Source organism: Flavobacterium sp. LPB0248 (genome assembly GCF_013388355.1).
Classification (GTDB): Bacteria; Bacteroidota; Bacteroidia; order Flavobacteriales; family Flavobacteriaceae; genus Flavobacterium.
The window spans coordinates 3,060,647-3,077,877 of record NZ_CP058246.1 but is presented as its reverse complement, the minus strand read 5'-3'; the positions used below and the strand labels follow the sequence as shown (position 1 = coordinate 3,077,877).

The following is a 17,231-nucleotide window of genomic DNA, read 5'->3' as shown; positions in this document are numbered from 1 at the left end:
AAAATCGAAAAAGGCCATTTCTAACCTAGGGTTGAAACAGCCTTTTTCTCATTCTTGGGGGCAAAATATCGTTATAACTTTGAAGTAATATCTTTTTTGTATTTAGATAAAGTCGCTCTTGTTAAACCAAGATTTGCTTTAGTCGAATCTACCGCTAAGTAGATAAAGTATCTTCCATCTTCAGAAACATCAATAATATGAATCTGATCGGTAAGGGTAATTAAAATATCATTAATTTTTTGATCTAATCCTAAAGCTTTAATGGCATTTAATTTAGCTTTTACTACTTCTAAATTATAAGCCGAAGCCAATTCTGGATCAAAATCCGATTTTACGGTCAGCGAACAGTAAGACATTCCTGTTTCAACTTCTGTAACAGAAACAGCAATAAATCCGTTAATATTCTCTTTTAAATCGTTTTGAAAATTTTGTAAAAAATCTGACATGTTTATTAAAATATTTGGTTTTTAAATTAGTTGTTAAAAATAGAATCCATTCTTCTCAGCAATAATCCCATTTTACTTAAATCTTTAGAAAGCAACGCAATACAATTATCATCTTGATTTTTGCTTGCCACGACAATTCCGTCGTTATTCTTGATCATTACTTGTTTAAGATCTCCATTGTTAACGTCTTCCGACATTTCAAGGCACATCTTTAAAATCATTCCGATCATTGCAGCAACGTTACCGTCGTATTCTAAATTAACAGACTCGTTTAAAATTCCATCAATATTAAAACTTAGCCCAGACTCTGCGCCAGTCTCTTCTACTAGTGTTTGCAAATCAATCATATTCTTTATTGTCATGTTTTTGGAGCGTCAAAGATATTTTAATATTGGTAATTGTGCGATAAACACTTGTTAAAAAAAGTTGCCGTATAACGTATTGAGTCACTTTTATTTATCACTTAATCAAACCTATTTTTTTGCAAAAAAAATGCAAAAAAAATTAACATTAAAAACAAATAACATCAAAAACGTAACATTTTACTTTATAAAATTCATTTCTAAAATTAACATTTGCAGATTGTTGCATTTGGCAAAAGTTTTTCTATAGCTTTGCAAAAAAATTTATAAAAATGAAAACTGTTGACGAATTACGCTTTGACTTAAATGTAAAACTAGAAAGGTTTAGAAGATTTCGTATTGAAAACGGACACCTTAATACTTCGGCTCCTGGAGAAAAATCTAAAAAAGGTTTTTTCAAAAAAATATTCAGCTAAAAGAGTTTAAAGGTCAGCCAAACTTAAGAGATATCCTTCGTTTACAAGTTCGGTTTTTACATTGATCTTGTGCAACTTACCATTTTTCAACAGACTTAAATCTGTTGAAATTTCTATTACTTTTCTATAATTATGATCGGTAATAATTATTCCTTTTTCGAGAGAATTTTCTTTAATTAGCTGAGATATCATTTCAATCATTTTTGGAGACAAACCACTAAATGGCTCATCCAACAACACAAACTTTGAATCATTAAAAAGGATCAATTTAACTTGAAGATACCTCAATTCTCCAAAAGACAAATTCCTAATTTTTTGATTTAAAATAGATTTTAAAAAATCGTCTTCACAAACAAGACTTGCTTTTTGTTTATCAACAGACAACAAAATAGCCCGCAAAACTGAAAAATGATTTGGAATAAATTGACCTTGATGCAGATAACTAATTTCACTTAGCAATGAAAAAACATTATTTTTCGAAATCCCATCAATAAAAACACTTTTACCCGAAGCAGATGTTATTCCAAATATAATTTTGAATAAAGTAGATTTGCCGGAGCCATTTCTACCAAACAAGCCCATTATTTGTCCTGTTTCTAACTTTAAATAAATATCCGAAAGCAATAATTTATTATTAAAACTTTTTTGAATACCACTTATTTCTAAAATGTGCTTTTTCAAAATATTTTTTGAAATAAGATTAAAACTACCAGTAACAGGAGCATAACAAAAAGATTTAATAAGAAACTATAAAATATCAACGTTCTCTTTGATATTCTATTATTCATATAAAACAGATATTCATGTTGTCGATATACCTCCTTAAAACCAATGCTTAACACAAAACCAAGCGTGACAATCATCACTAAAAAATGATCAAGTCCACCAAAAAGAAATGCAACAGCAGAGAAAGTCAAATTCACAGCCAAAGTAGTTTTATAAAACTCGAATATATTTTGAAATTTACTGATAAGACTTCTAGATTTTTTCCTCAAAAGGAATGTTAACATCAAAAATTTCACTCAGCAAATTAGCAATTTCTTCCAAGTAAGAATTCAATATCTGTGGCGTTACTATCACATCTAACTCTTTTTCTTCTTTGAATCCAAAAGGTAAAAAACCAGATTTTAAGTTTTTGAATGAAATAATACCCACTTCGATAGGAAGTTCGCCTGCTTCTTTTTCAAACATAAAGGCATACGCTAAAACTTGAATTATTTTATCATTTTTAAGCTCTTGAGTTAATCCGTTCCATGTTTTCAAGATTACATTAGTCTTCTCAACTTTTCCTGTCTTATAATCAATAATTCTAATTCTTCCATCTCGGCGTTCAATACGATCGACATTTCCTTTAATCAAAACAGGAAATGGCAGTTTCGGATGAACAAACTCGCGCTCAAAAGTTTGTTCTAAAGCAATAATCTGAATCGCTTCATTATTCTTTACAGACTCTAATTCCATTTTCAGAAAATTAGAAACATTTCGTTTTGCCACCTCAAAAGCCAGAAGATTTCGCCCTTTTTTGATTTCTCCTTCCTTGTAAACTAGTTTAAACTGCTTCAAAACTTCATCATCCAATAATTTGAAACAATTCATAAGATCTGTCTCCGAAATAAATTTCCCTATAAAAGGTTCGTATAGCGCTTTTAAAGCTTCATGAATAATCGTACCCAAAGTATTCAAGGCTATATTTTCTTCAACCTCTTCCACTTCACGAATTCTTAATATTTTTTGAAAATAAAACTCAATCGGATTCCTAATATAACTGGTCAATGCAGACGGCGAAAAGCCATTAATGGCAATTTCTTTCAACCGCTCCATTACCAACTCAGATTTTGGAACAGAAATAGGCTCATAGGCCGAATTAGGTAATTCCGGATTATAAATATCAAAAGTAAGATTATGACGTGATTTTTTTTCTACTTCCAACTGCGTAATAAAACGGCTTCTTTCACCAGCATCCAATCCGTCATTTTCTGTATTGTAAATCAAATAAATATTTTTCGCTCTTTGAAGCAAATGATAAAAGTGATACGTATAAATCGCATCTTTTTCTTTAAATGTCGGTAGCCCTAACTCTCTTTTGACATCATAGGGAATAAATGAATTCTGAGATTTTCCAGCAGGAAATTTCCCTTCGTTCATAGAAGTTATAATCACTGTTTCAAAATCTAAAACACGACTTTCTAAAACTCCCATTATCTGTAAACCTCTTAACGGCTCGCCCTCAAAAGACACCTCTGCCAAATCTATAATTTGCTTGTAAATCGAATGTAGCGTATCTATATTATCAATGTGATGATGTTTTGAATAGTAATTTATTAGCTTATTAATTACTTTAAAAACACCATAGACAAAAGCTTTTGCTATTTTTTCTTCTTCATTATCATTGCTAAAATGCTCCTTGATCGCAATTAGTAAAGCCGAAATATTCTTTAAAACCGCAATAGACCCACTCTCCCATTTTTCAAATAACAAATTGAAAAAACTCGAAGGTTCTGGATGAAGTTCCAAAATTTTGTGATGTGTAATAAACGTATAATTATTCTCTTTAATAATTCTTACCAGCCTCTGTGCATTTGCATAAGGCTCAACCAAAGGATGCGTTAAAATATCAAGCACATCTTTATAGTAAAAAACATAACTTCCGCCTTTTCTGGAAAGTGCATTGGTATGCATTTTAAATAATTTAGCAACAAAAATCTGCGATGGATTATTCTTTCCCGAATATCCCATTGTAATATTTAGCGCTCCAACCGAAGCAGGAAGCGAATACAAAACCGGGACTAATAAGTTTTCCTCGCCAAGCACAACTGCAACTTTATCTAAAGAAGCATCGGGATTTTGATCGATTAAATTTTCAATTATACTTCCAGCCAATTTGGCTTGTCCAATTGTTTTAGGAGTTCCAATAACCTGAATGTTTTTGGACTCTGAAAAATCATCAACAATCCATTCAAAAACATTCGACTTATAATATTTCCAACTTTCCTTAAAACGTCTCAAAAAGAGCCCTGCATCGTGATATGGATCATTTAGAAATGACTGATCTGCATCCCAATAAATTTTCGCTTGATCTAGCGCCAATAAATGTTGCACAATTTTTTCTTCGGCAGCATTCAAAGCGTTGAATCCAGCAAAAATAAAAGTGCGATTTCCGATCGTATTTGAAAAATGATTCAAGTTATTTACCGCTTCTCGATAAATCAGTCCTTGATATCCAATCGATTTAAAGAGCAAATGATTATATAAAGACTCATAATAAATCGGGAGTAATTTCCAGAAATCAATATAGTTCTCTAAAAGTTTTGTTTTTTGATCAACTTCAAGACCCCATCTTTTTATATCTTCAATATCTTTTAGATAAGACAATACATGTGAAGGATCTAAAAGATAACGGTCAATTTCATTAAAATCCTGCAAAAGGGTTTTGGCCCAATTTGCAAACAACTCAAATGACTGCTGGTTATTTTTTTCTGTAATGGATAAATATACCTCATAGAATTCGAACAAAAGCTCGATCGAATCAATAGAACGAATTGACGCAACATCTTGAACAAAATCTTCTATACTAGTAATCTGTGGTGCAATTATCGTTTTTGAAGTTTCGTTTTTAAGCGCTTCAATCAAGAAAACTTTTGCCCTTTTGTTAGGAAGAATTATAGTTATTTCTGAAAGTTTCCCTACATAATCCTGAATTACGATAGAGGCAATTTTTTGAAGAAAAGAATCATTTACCATAGTATAAAAATAAAAAAAGCCATTCAATTAAGAATGGCTTTTCCTTTTTATTTAGAAACTAAAATTATAGTTTTCCTTGGTATTTAGAACCAATGTGTCTAATTTCAGTTCTTCTGTTTTGTGCTTTACCTGCAGCAGTTTTGTTACTTGCAACTGGTTTAGAAGATCCAAATCCTTTAGCTTCTAAGTTTTCTGGATTAACACCTCTTTCGATTAAAGCATTTTTCACAGCGTCAGCTCTTTCTTGAGAAAGTTTGTCGTTCACTTTAGCAGAACCTGTACTATCTGTGTGTCCTTCGATAGAGAATTTCGCGTTTGGATAGTTTTTAAGGATTTCTTTAATTGCATCTAATCTAGCTGGAGTTTCTTTGTCACCAGTTTTGAAAGTAGCTTTTCCTGAGTTGAAGTAGATTGCTCTAGCTTGAACTTTAAGATCTTCTAATGCCTCAGAAGTTACTTCTGGACATCCTCTGTTACTAGCAGGACCTGCAACTGTAGGACAGTCGTCATCTTTGTCAGCAACACCATCTTTATCAGCATCTAAGAATGGGCAACCACCATTTTCTTTAGGACCAGCAACTGTAGGACATTTATCGTCTTTATCAGCGATTCCGTCACCGTCAGTATCAGGACAACCTTTTAAAGCAGCTAAACCAGCAACATCTGGACAAGCGTCATCTTTATCAGCGATTCCGTCACCGTCAGTATCAGGACATCCGTTTAATGCAGCTAAACCAAATACATCTGGACAAGCATCAGAAGCATCAACGATTCCGTCACCGTCAGTATCAGGACATCCGTTGAATTGTTTTAAACCAGCAACATCTGGACAAGCATCGTCTTTGTCATAGATTCCGTCTCCGTCAGTATCTTTACCTCCGAATTTGAAAACTAAACCTGCAGTGTGTTGGAAGTGAGAAACAGCATCAGGAGTACCATTAGCATCTTGCCTATCACCACTAACTGCCCATTTGTATCTTGTAGCAAGCTCAAGACCAATAGCATCAGTAAACCAGAAAGTAACACCAGCACCTGGATTAACTGTACCAAAACTACTATCTCCGAAGAAAGTATAACCACCACCTACAGATAACGAAGGATCAACCACTTTAGATTTGATTAATTCTTGGAAGCTATATTTAATAGTAGCATCAATTCCGTAGTACATTAAGTCCCCAGGATTAGTTACAACATTACCTCTTCCATCATGCCCTGGAGCAGTTGGATTAAAAGTAACATATTTGTCAATTTTGTTTACAGATCCTTGTAAACCAACTGAGAAACCATGCCCTACATATCTATTTACTCCAATGTAAGATAGAGATGGAAGAATATTCCAGTTGTCTTTTACAGCGAAAGGCTGAGAGAAGTGTTGATCAAAAAACCCATGACCAGCTCCTGAACTTGTTCTAGTATCCACAGCATTAACCCCGAAAGAGATCGCCCATGGATTGTTACTGTCTTGCGCGTGAGAACTTAAACCCATCGCCATCAATACAGCAACTAAAAGTTTGTTAAGATGTTTCATACTTAATTTTTTTAATTACAATTTAGTTAATTACAAGCAAAAGTAACACCAAATTTTTTAAATACAAAATGAAATGTTAAAAAAAACCTACAAAAATTTAACTGAAGTGGTAATTATATAACTTTTAACATTTTACCGACAACTGTGAAGGCATTTATAGCTTTATCTAAGTGCTCTTTTTCATGGGCTGCAGATAGCTGTACTCGTATTCTTGCTTTGTCTTTTGGAACCACAGGAAAGAAAAATCCAATAACGTAAATTCCCTGTTTCAAAAGTTCATTAGCCATTGTCTGAGATAATTTTGCATCATATAGCATAACAGGAACAATTGCAGAATCTCCATCAATAATATCAAAACCAGCTTTTTTCATACCGTCTTTAAAGTAGTTGGTATTCCACTCTAATTTATCACGAAGCGTAGTATCTTTTTCTAATAATTCAAACACTTTAATTGAAGCTCCAACAATTGCTGGTGCCAATGAATTTGAAAACAAATAAGGTCTTGATCTTTGACGCAACAATTCGATTATTTCTTTTTTCGCAGTAGTATATCCACCCATAGCACCACCTAAAGCTTTTCCAAGGGTCCCTGTAATGATATCTACTCTTCCCATTACTCCTTTTGCTTCAAGAGTTCCTTTTCCAGTCGCTCCGATAAAACCAGCTGCATGACATTCATCCACCATTACCATCGCATCATATTTATCAGCCAAGTCGCAAATTTTATCTAATGGCGCAACTAATCCATCCATAGAGAAAACTCCATCAGTTACAATCAATTTAAAACGAGCTCCTGCTTCATTTGCTTTTATTAACTGCTGCTCTAGATCTTCCATATTATTATTTTCATAACGATATCGAGCCGCTTTACACAAACGTACCCCGTCAATAATAGAAGCGTGATTTAAACTATCTGAAATAATTGCATCATTTTCGCCCAACAAAGGCTCAAATACACCTCCATTAGCATCAAATGCCGCTGCATATAATATGGTATCTTCTGTACCGTAAAAATCAGCAATCTTTTTTTCTAATGTTTTATGAATATCTTGTGTTCCGCAGATAAAACGCACAGACGACATTCCAAAACCATGCCTATCCATTGCATCTTTAGCCGCTTGGACCACTTCTGGATGCGAAGAAAGCCCTAAATAATTATTCGCACAAAAGTTCAACACTGTTTCTCCTGTCGAAATTGTAATTTCAGCACCTTGCGGAGAAGTGATGATTCTTTCCTTTTTGAAAATTCCATTTTCTTCAATTGTCTGCAATTCCTTTTGCAAATGCTCTTTTATTTTACCGTACATTTTTTTTTATTTATTTAAAACGTTAAAAATTAACAACTTAACCAAAATAAAGCTTCGTTTTTTCTTTAACATCTGATTAATTTTTTCACAAATTTACTACTTCAATTCCTTCTCCAATATATACTAGAGCTTTTTTTAACACCTTGTACCCCAAATCTTCAATTGCATCTTGATACTCCTGAATTTGCTGCTGATACTTAGCATTAGACACCCCTGTTTTATAATCTAGTAGATAAGCCTCTTTGCTATCTAAAAACACAACACGATCAGGCTTTAAAATCCTTCCTTCTTTCTGAACAATCGTTTGCTCATTCAATACAGTGTGATTTCCATCAAAACACATATTAAGTTCTGGATGATTTACAATTTCTCTCAAGGTCTGCAACACTTGATCAACTTGATCATAAGTTATCAAACCGTTTTCTAGCGATTTTGCAACCGCCAAATCAATATCTGATTTATCTTTAACAAAAGCCAAAATTTCATGCACTATATTTCCATACGAAATTGCTTCTTGTTGATGCGTCCCCCACATTAAAGCTTCACGTTGGGCGATTTTAATGTTTTTAGGATTCAAAACCTCTCTTACGATCGGAATCGATTTAACCATATCGACCGTTTTAGAAGATTTTGAAAGCCTAGTCTTATTTCCAAACTCGTAATTCAATTTTTCCTCATCATAAACCCCTGCATTAATCAAGAATTTAATAAAAAAGGAAGCCATATTATTTGGATACTCACCATCAGCCTTAGCTTTCAACGATTGAGAAATAACATACAATTGCTCTTCGGCACGAGTAAGTGCAACATAAAGTACATTTATATTATCTAAAAGTTCTTCTTGCTTTTTCAAATTGAAAACTGCCGATGCACTTTCTCCAAAACCTTCAACTGCACTACTATTATCAACCAATGCTTTTGGAATCCCTAAATCTATTTCCTCGGTATCAAGCCACAATTTGTCTTTTGGTTTTCGATTATAATCTTCATCTGCAAACGGCATAATTACAACTGGAAATTCCAAGCCTTTTGATTTATGAATGGTCATGATTCGAACAGCATTATTTCCCTCTGGAGACGGAATACTAAATTTCTCTGCATTCTTATCCCAAAAGATTAGAAAATCTGCAACTCCAGCTTGGTTTCTAATATCTCTTTCTAAAACAATATCCAGAAAAAACTGCACATAGGCATTTCCTTCTGACGGAAGAATAAATTTAGAAATAATAATTTCAACTGCTTCATACAAAGATTTTTTTCGAACATCTTCAAAAGAAAAAGAAACATCAAACGTTAGAAGCCATTCTTCAAAATCTTTTTCAAATCTATGATTCATTCCCATTGCAATAAAATCATGGATAGGCATAGACAAATCTTTGGTTGAAGCTAAGAAATGTAAAAAGTTAGCTTTTGACTCTAAATCTGAGCTATTATTTAAATACCTAAGAAGATGAATTATAAGACGAACTTCCGACGCATTTTGAATCATCAAAGTTTCTGAAGACAGCAGAGGAATTCCCTGTTCCGTCAAATAGTTTGCAATTGCAATTCCCTGATCTCTTTTTCTGGTCAGAATTACTATATCTTTATATTCAAAACCTTGCTTAACAACTTCTTGAATCGTATTTAAAGTAGCTAAAACATACAAATCTGATTTCTCCACCACATCGTCTTCATCTGCAAAGTCATTTTTATCAATAATTGGAAGAAAGGAAATGTTTACATAACCGCCTTTTTTTGAATTAGTATTTTGAAAACTATGATTCTCATACAGATTTTTATAATCTTCATTAGAAAATTCACTAGAAATCAATTTGAAAAAAGCGTTATTAAACTCAATAACTTCGCTATAACTTCTGTAGTTAGTATCTAGATGTTTTACTACTTTTTCATGATGGAAAAAAGCTACTTCTTCTTTACTTAATTCGATAAATTGTTCTGCTTTTCCTCCGCGCCAGCGATAAATAGATTGTTTCGGATCTCCAACAATCATCAGAGTTCCTTTATTTCCAAAATCATCCAAACCAGAAAGCGAATTATCAATCAGTGGAATCAAGTTCTGCCATTGCATTTCTGATGTATCCTGAAATTCATCAATAAAGAAATTACGATAACGCTCTCCCAAACGTTCGTAAATAAAAGGTGCTGGCTGATTCTGAATTTCGCGATGAATAATCGCATTGAATTCAGAAATTGACAATACATTCTGTTCCGATTGAATTTTTGCAAGTTCATTACTTACTGTATTCAGCAAAGAAAGTGGCGTAATATTTTTTAGAAAAGCTTTATAGAAATCTCTTTTTTCAAAGTTTTGATAAACCTCTTTTAATATCTGAAGTAATTCTGGAATAATATTTTCGATTAAAGCTCGATCCTTTGCCGTTTTATTAATGGCAATATCATCAAACTCATGAAAGGTTTTATTTTTTGGATTAAACTTTCCGTCTCGAATACTTTGCAAATGATTTGGAAAAGTTCCTCTTGAAAATGATTTTTGATCAATTCCGTTTTTATCAATTAATTCAATTGCTTTCGTTGCAAGACCTTCGTTCGTTTGTTCCAGCTCTTTGCAAAGCGCTTGCATTTTCTTTTTAATTTCGACAAACTCTCCAATTGTTTTGTTTTGAAAATGCAGAATTTCGTTTCGATTATTTTCATTCAGAACCAATCTACCAGTATCGAGAATTTCTCGTGAGATATCCCAACTTTTATCGTCATCGGTTTTTTCCATTGTAAAATCGATGAGCAATTTGGTTAAAGTTTCATCTTCGCCTGCTTGTGCGATAATGGCGTCAACAGCTTCAACCAATAAATTTTCGGTATCCAATGTAACCTCAAAAGTCATTGGAAGATTTAAGTCGTGTGCAAAAGCACGGATAACTTTATGGGTAAATTTATCAATGGTAGAAATATCAAAAGCAGCATAATTATGAATTAAGTGCTTAATAATTTGCTGCGACTTGGTTTTAATTTTAATAATTGAAAGCCCAGTATCGCGAGAAAGATCCTCCATCAAATCCGCCGCTTTTGGAGACGGATCGTCTTTTGCAAATTCGGACAGATTTCCAACAATACGGCTTTTCATTTCATGAACCGCTTTATTGGTAAAAGTTATGGCTAGAATATTTCTATATGCATCGTTTTTTGGAGAAGAAAGAATAATTTTTAAATATTCTTTTACCAAAGTATACGTCTTTCCTGATCCCGCAGAAGCATCATAAATGGAAAAAGACGGACTTTGCATAAGTTTGGTTTTAGTATTGTAAAAATAGTACAATTAAATATTAAATCCCAATAATGAAAAATTCCAAATCCCAATTTTTGAAGCACTAATTGCAAACAAATATTGGAATTTGGAATTTTTTATCTTGTATTTTTAAAAATAATTAGTGTTTTGGGAAAGCTCTTCTATTGAAAACCAAAAGTATACCTACACCAGTAGAAATTGCAACATCGGCTACATTAAAAATAGCATTAAAGAATGCAAAATGTTTTCCGCCAAATAAAGGAAGCCATTCAGGAAGATTTCCTTCCCAAATAGGAAAATAGAACATATCTACTACCAAACCATGAAACCAAGTTCCGTATGGAGTTGGAGAAAAAATTGTTGCAAGATTATGAGTACTATCATCAAAAATAACTCCGTAAAAAACAGAATCGATAATATTTCCTGCTGCTCCTGCAAAGATTAATGCAATAGCAACTACTAAATACGTAGAATGGCGTTTTTTTATTGAATCAGAAAGCCACCAGCCAATTCCAACAACAGCAAATATCCTAAAAACCGTTAGAATTAACTTTCCATATTCTCCAGGTATTTTTGTTCCCCAAGCCATTCCTTCATTTTCAATAAAATGAATTCTAAACCAATCGGCAATTACAACTTCTTCGCCTAAAACGAAATTTGTTTTGACATAAATTTTAGAAAGCTGATCAACAATTAAAACTAGAAATATAAGGAAATACGCTTTTCGTAATGACATTTTATGATTTTTTGATGGGCAAAAATAACAATTAAATCAAAAAAAACGCTCCTAAAGGAGCGTTAATTCTTTTCTAACAAATCAAACAAGTTTATCTGCTAATCTAAACCTAATAAAGTTTACTTTTTTACAGCAGCTTTTGCTGGCGTTTTCGGGCTGTCGGAGAAAAATTCTGAAATCGACTTAAAAATCCCTTTGCTTTCTTTTCCGGCAGCCAGTTTCTTAGCTTCGCCCTTTTTTACATCTGCTTTAAATTTAACACGCAGTTTTTCAAATTCTTTCATTCTGCGCTCTACATCAGAGTTTACTTCTTTGAATTTCAATACTTTAGCCATAATGTAAGTTTTTCGTCGTAAATAATTAAAATTATTACTGATTTGGTACTACAATGATACATAATTTAATTTATATTTGTTAATAAAAATTAACACTTGTTTAGGATAACTTGAATTAATTTTTGAAAACGAATACCAACACAAACTAAATTTAACATTCCTCCCAAAATCCTACAAATCATGAATGAAATCACAACTACACTAAATGACTTCCTTGTCAGCACAAAATCTACTGCAGCATTAATTTTAAACGGAAAAGGAAAACTTATTACCTCCTTAAATCTTGACTATGGCGACAGTATTGCCGCAATGAGTGCTGCTATTCTATCTATGAGCGAAAAATTCTTAATTGATTTGGAAAAAGGCTCTTTAAAACAATTATACCTAAAAAGTGCCGAAGGCGTTATTGTTGGAAACAAAATAAGCGGTTCTAACTTTATCGTTGCTTTTTCTAAAGAAGGAAGCAATCTAGCATTATTAATGCGTTCTACAGAAGAAGTTTCTGCTGAATTAAGCAAAAATTCACTATTGAAATAACATAAAATTCTATTAACAAATAACCCAAATGAACTATGAGCAATGATTTTTTAAACGTGTTTTTAAACGAAATGAAAACTAACGTAAACGGCTTTATCGCTGTCGCAGTAACAGAAATTGAATCTGGATTAAGCTTTGGAAATTTAACTATAGACCCAAGTTTTGATCCTGAATTAGCCGCAGCCTATAACTTAGAAGTTGTAAAAGCTAAATTGAGTGCTGTAAAAGCACTAAACCTAAACCAGGACATCGAAGATATTTTGATTACACTATCGAATCAAATTCACATTATCGATATTTCTCCTAACAAAAAATTCATGATTTATCTTGCTGCAGATGCTTCAAAAGCAAATTTAGGTATGACAAGAGCTATTTTAAGAAAACACAAAGCAGACGTTGAAAAAAATCTAGCATAATGATGTAACATTTTTACTTTTAAAAACCGCCATTCATTGAGGCGGTTTTTTTGTGTTTACTCCTAAGTAATTCTACTTGTTTTATTCTTACAAAAAAACTCGTCATTAATATTAATTAATTTTGACTAGTTATAAATAATTTCTTTCAATAACAACTTATAGACTCAAAATCAAGCTTCATCAAACATTAAACAAAAAAAAACGCTCCTAAAATTAGGAGCGTTTTTTCTATTTGATAAGATATTTTTATAATTATCTCTGCAAGTTTTTAGCTTCGATACTCATTGTTGCATGAGGAACGATTTTAAGCCTTTCCTTGCTAATTAATTTACCTGTTACTTTGCAGATACCGTAAGTTTTATTTTCTACACGGAATAAAGCATTTTTTAAGTCACGAATGAATTTCTCTTGTCTGATAGCCAACTGAGAGTTTGCTTCTTTAGACATGGTCTCACTTCCTTCTTCAAAAGCTTTAAAAGTTGGAGAAGTATCGTCAGTTCCGTTATTCAAATCGTTCATATAGGCACTTTTGATCAAATCAAGATCTTCTTGTGCTTTTTTAATTTTTGCTTGGATTATCTCTTTGAACTCTGCTAAATCTGCGTCAGAGTATCTTGTAATTTCATCTATCATTTTCTACTATTTTGAAATTAATATAATGGTTCTAATGTCATCAAACTCAATTTCTGTGCCGTTTTCTAAAACGTCAGCAAAAACCAGTTCGTCTGTTAATGTTTCAGACTTAATATAGTCTTCATTTTTTGAAACCGCTTCTTCTAAAATACCGTTTCTTTTTATTTGAACTTTAATCTTATCCGTAACCTCAAATCCTGAATCTTTACGAATGTTTTGTATTCTATTAACTAATTCCCTAGCGATACCTTCATTTTTTAATTCTTCGGTAAGAGTAATATCAAGCGCAACTGTTATTCCGTTTGAATTAGCCACTAACCATCCTTCGATATCTTGTGATGTAATTTCTACATCTTCTAATGATAAAGTTACATTATTTCCTGCAATAACAATATCTAGCGTCCCTTGCTTGTCCAGCTGATTGATTTGATCTGCAGAAAAACCTTGTATCTCTTTGGAAATCAGACCCATATCTTTACCAAAACGTGGTCCTAGAGCTTTAAAATTAGGCTTAATTTGTTTCACTAAAATACCAGAAGCATCGTCTAAAAGTTCGATTTCTTTCACGTTTACCTCAGCTTTCACCAAGTCAGAAATTGCTTCGATTTCAGCACGCTGATTGTCGTCAAGTACTGGAATCATTACCTTTTGCAGAGGTTGACGAACTTTAATCATCTCTTTTTTACGTAGTGATAAAACCAAAGATGAGATCGTTTGAGCCTTCTGCATTTTGCTCTCTAACGTTTTATTAACAAAGTTTTCGACAAATTTTGGAAACTCAGCCAAGTGAACACTAGCAAAATCCTCGGTTCCCGTAGAAGCTGTCAAATCTCTGTATAATTTATCCATAAAAAATGGAGCCACTGGAGCGCTAAGTTTGCTTATAGTCAATAAACAAGTATAAAGCGTTTGGTAAGCTGCAATTTTATCTTTTGCGTATTCCCCTTTCCAGAAACGACGACGGCATAAACGAACATACCAGTTACTTAAGTTTTCCTGAACGAAATCAGAAATGGCTCTTGTCGCTTTTGTTGGCTCGTAATCTTCGTAGCATTCGTCAACAAATTTGATTAACGAATGTAATTCAGAAATAATCCACTGATCGATTTCTGGTCTTTCGTTTAACGGAATCTCAGCTTCAGCATATTTAAATCCGTCGATGTTAGCATATAACGAAAAGAAAGAATATGTGTTGTATAAAGTTCCAAAGAATTTACGTTTAACCTCAGCAATTCCTTCAAGGTCAAACTTTAAGTTATCCCACGGATTCGCATTCATAATCATATACCAGCGTGTAGCATCTGGGCCGTTTTCTGCAATGGTTTTAAACGGGTCTATAGTATTTCCTTTACTCTTAGACATTTTAATTCCGTTTTTATCCAAAACAAGACCATTTGAAACTACGTTTTTGTATGCTACTTTATCAAAAACCAAAGTTCCGATAGCGTGTAAGGTATAAAACCATCCACGTGTCTGGTCTACTCCTTCGGCAATGAAGTTCGCTGGAAAATCTTTGTTCCCATCAATTTTGTCTTTGTTCTCAAAAGGATAGTGCCATTGCGCATAAGGCATTGCCCCAGAATCGAACCAAACGTCGATTAGATCACTTTCGCGCTTCATTGGTTTTCCAGAAGCTGAAACCAAAGTGATAGCATCAACAACATTTTTGTGCAAGTCAATTAAATCATAATTTGACTCAGACATATTTCCGATTTCAAATCCTTTAAACGGATTTTCTTTTTGGAAACCTGCTTCGATTGATTTTTCGATTGCATTGTACAATTCTTCAACAGAACCGATAATAACTTCTTCTGTTTTATCTTCTGTTCTCCAAATTGGCAAAGGAATACCCCAATATCTAGAACGAGATAAGTTCCAATCATTAGCATTTTTAAGCCAATTTCCAAAACGTCCTTCACCAGTAGATTTAGGTTTCCAATTGATAGTTTCGTTCAGGTCGAACATTCTATCTTTTACATCGGTTACTTTGATGAACCATGAATCTAGAGGATAGTATAATAACGGCTCGTCTGTTCTCCAGCTGTGTGGATAACTGTGCACGTATTTTTCAACTTTAAAAGCTTTGTTTTCTTCTTTAAGACGTATAGCGATTTCAACATCTACAGATTTCTCTGGCGCTTGTCCTGCATCGTAATATTCGTTTTTAACATATTTACCAGCCAAATCACCTACATGAGAAGTGAATTTTCCTTGCAAATCAACTAAAGGAACTGCTGTTCCGTTTTCGTCAAGAACCAACATTGGCGGTACTTCTGGCTTTGCTTCTTTTGCTACTTTAGCATCATCTGCACCAAAAGTTGGAGCTGTATGTACAATTCCTGTTCCATCTTCTGTTGTAACGAAATCTCCGGAAATTACTCTAAATGCATTTTCAGCATTTTGATATGGCAACACGTAAGGCAATAATTGCTCATAACGAATTTCTACTAAATCTGCTCCTTTTGTCTCAGTTAAGATTTTGTACGGCAATTTTTTGTCGCCGTTTTTCACATTGTCAAAATCAGCGTCGTCTTCACTTACGAAATATCCTTTTCCGAATTGTTTTCCAACTAAGTTTTTAGCCAAAATCACATTGATTGGCTCAAAAGTATATTGATTGAAAGTTTTAACTAAAACATAGTCGATTTTTGGACCTACTGTCAAAGCTGTATTTGATGGCAATGTCCAAGGAGTTGTAGTCCAAGCTAAAATGTGGATATCTCCAAATCCTTGTAAAAAGCTTGGAAGCGTTTCTGGTAAAGTTTTAAATTGTGCTACAATTGTAGTATCTGTAACATCTCTGTAAGCTCCAGGCTGATTTACCTCGTGAGAAGACAATCCTGTTCCTGCTTTTGGAGAATATGGCTGAATTGTATATCCTTTGTACAACAAACCTTTATCATAGATTTGTTTCAAAAGCCACCAAACCGACTCCATATATTTTGGTTTATAAGTCACATACGGATCATCCATATCTACCCAATACCCCATTTTTTCGGTCAAATCATTCCATACGTCAGTATAACGCATAACGGTTTTTTTACACGCTTCGTTATATTCTTCAATAGAAATTGTTTTACCAATATCTTCTTTTGTAATTCCTAATTCTTTTTCGGTACCCAATTCTACAGGCAAACCGTGAGTATCCCATCCGGCTTTTCTTTTTACCTGAAAACCTTTTTGAGTTTTATATCTGCAAAAAATATCTTTAATCGCACGTGCCATTACGTGGTGAATTCCAGGTAATCCGTTTGCTGAAGGCGGACCTTCAAAAAATACGAAAGGCTCAGCACCTTCGCGAGTTGTTACACTCTTTTCAAATATATTTTCTTTCTTCCAAAAATCAAGAACTTCAGACGCTACAGTTGGTAAGTCAAGTCCTTTGTATTCAGTAAATTTTGTACTCATTTTATCCTTTTCTTAAACGAGGTGCGAAAGTAAGAAATTTTGAACTATTGACCGCCAATTTCCTTAAATTTCACAAACTTTTGTTGAGATAATAGATACAAAAACATAAGAATTGGTTA

At 33.2% G+C, this 17,231-nt stretch carries 14 protein-coding genes; 3 read left to right on the top strand and 11 right to left on the bottom strand.

The features are described 5' to 3' along the window. Positions 1–71: 71 nt before the first annotated feature. Both LPB248_RS12780 and LPB248_RS12775 read right to left on the bottom strand, forming a co-directional pair. Positions 72–446, bottom strand: a complete 375-nt coding sequence (locus LPB248_RS12780; protein WP_177211786.1) for a hypothetical protein — start codon at positions 444–446, stop codon at positions 72–74. A 26-nt stretch (positions 447–472) separates the two neighbouring features. Further along, positions 473–808, bottom strand: coding sequence for a hypothetical protein (locus tag LPB248_RS12775; RefSeq protein ID WP_255462942.1), 336 nt, complete (start codon positions 806–808; stop codon positions 473–475). A 272-nt stretch (positions 809–1,080) separates the two neighbouring features. On the opposite strand from LPB248_RS12775, the gene LPB248_RS12770 reads away from it, so the two are divergent. Next, positions 1,081–1,224 (top strand): hypothetical protein, encoded by a 144-nt coding sequence (locus LPB248_RS12770; RefSeq protein ID WP_177211785.1) that lies wholly within the window; start codon positions 1,081–1,083, stop codon positions 1,222–1,224. Positions 1,225–1,230: 6 nt separating this feature from the next. On the opposite strand, the gene LPB248_RS12765 is transcribed toward LPB248_RS12770, so the two are convergent. The 7 genes from LPB248_RS12765 to LPB248_RS12735 form a co-directional block, all read right to left on the bottom strand. After that, the gene (locus LPB248_RS12765) at positions 1,231–1,905 is read right to left on the bottom strand and encodes an ATP-binding cassette domain-containing protein (RefSeq protein WP_177211784.1); all 675 of its coding nucleotides are present in this window, start codon (positions 1,903–1,905) and stop codon (positions 1,231–1,233) included. Between the two features lie 297 nt (positions 1,906–2,202). Then, complete coding sequence (locus LPB248_RS12760) at positions 2,203–4,965, bottom strand: PD-(D/E)XK nuclease family protein (RefSeq protein ID WP_177211783.1); 2,763 nt, start codon at positions 4,963–4,965, stop codon at positions 2,203–2,205. 64 nt (positions 4,966–5,029) lie between these two features. Beyond that, positions 5,030–6,493, bottom strand: a complete 1,464-nt coding sequence (locus tag LPB248_RS12755) for an OmpA family protein (RefSeq protein WP_177211782.1) — start codon at positions 6,491–6,493, stop codon at positions 5,030–5,032. 113 nt (positions 6,494–6,606) lie between these two features. Further along, positions 6,607–7,800: a glycine C-acetyltransferase gene (gene kbl / locus LPB248_RS12750; protein ID WP_177211781.1), complete on the bottom strand. Its 1,194-nt coding sequence runs from the start codon at positions 7,798–7,800 to the stop codon at positions 6,607–6,609. 85 nt (positions 7,801–7,885) lie between these two features. After that, positions 7,886–11,044, bottom strand: coding sequence for a UvrD-helicase domain-containing protein (locus LPB248_RS12745; protein ID WP_177211780.1), 3,159 nt, complete (start codon positions 11,042–11,044; stop codon positions 7,886–7,888). Between the two features lie 142 nt (positions 11,045–11,186). Beyond that, entirely contained in the window at positions 11,187–11,783 is a 597-nt protein-coding gene (locus LPB248_RS12740) for a lipoprotein signal peptidase (protein ID WP_177211779.1), read from the bottom strand. A 119-nt stretch (positions 11,784–11,902) separates the two neighbouring features. Continuing rightward, positions 11,903–12,118 (bottom strand): hypothetical protein, encoded by a 216-nt coding sequence (locus tag LPB248_RS12735; RefSeq protein WP_095928396.1) that lies wholly within the window; start codon positions 12,116–12,118, stop codon positions 11,903–11,905. A gap of 180 nt (positions 12,119–12,298) precedes the next feature. Between LPB248_RS12735 and LPB248_RS12730 the strand changes: the two genes are divergently transcribed. Together LPB248_RS12730 and LPB248_RS12725 are read left to right on the top strand one after the other, a co-directional pair. After that, positions 12,299–12,655, top strand: coding sequence for a roadblock/LC7 domain-containing protein (locus tag LPB248_RS12730; RefSeq protein WP_091494460.1), 357 nt, complete (start codon positions 12,299–12,301; stop codon positions 12,653–12,655). A gap of 35 nt (positions 12,656–12,690) precedes the next feature. Further along, positions 12,691–13,071, top strand: coding sequence for a hypothetical protein (locus LPB248_RS12725; RefSeq protein ID WP_111425195.1), 381 nt, complete (start codon positions 12,691–12,693; stop codon positions 13,069–13,071). Between the two features lie 252 nt (positions 13,072–13,323). Here the strand turns inward: LPB248_RS12725 and LPB248_RS12720 are convergent, their stop codons facing one another. Continuing rightward, the gene (locus LPB248_RS12720; RefSeq protein ID WP_012022792.1) at positions 13,324–13,704 is read right to left on the bottom strand and encodes a TraR/DksA family transcriptional regulator; all 381 of its coding nucleotides are present in this window, start codon (positions 13,702–13,704) and stop codon (positions 13,324–13,326) included. Between the two features lie 6 nt (positions 13,705–13,710). Further along, on the bottom strand, positions 13,711–17,112 hold the full coding sequence (gene ileS, locus LPB248_RS12715; RefSeq protein WP_177211778.1) for an isoleucine--tRNA ligase: 3,402 nt from the start codon (positions 17,110–17,112) through the stop codon (positions 13,711–13,713). Between the last annotated feature and the right edge of the window lie 119 nt (positions 17,113–17,231).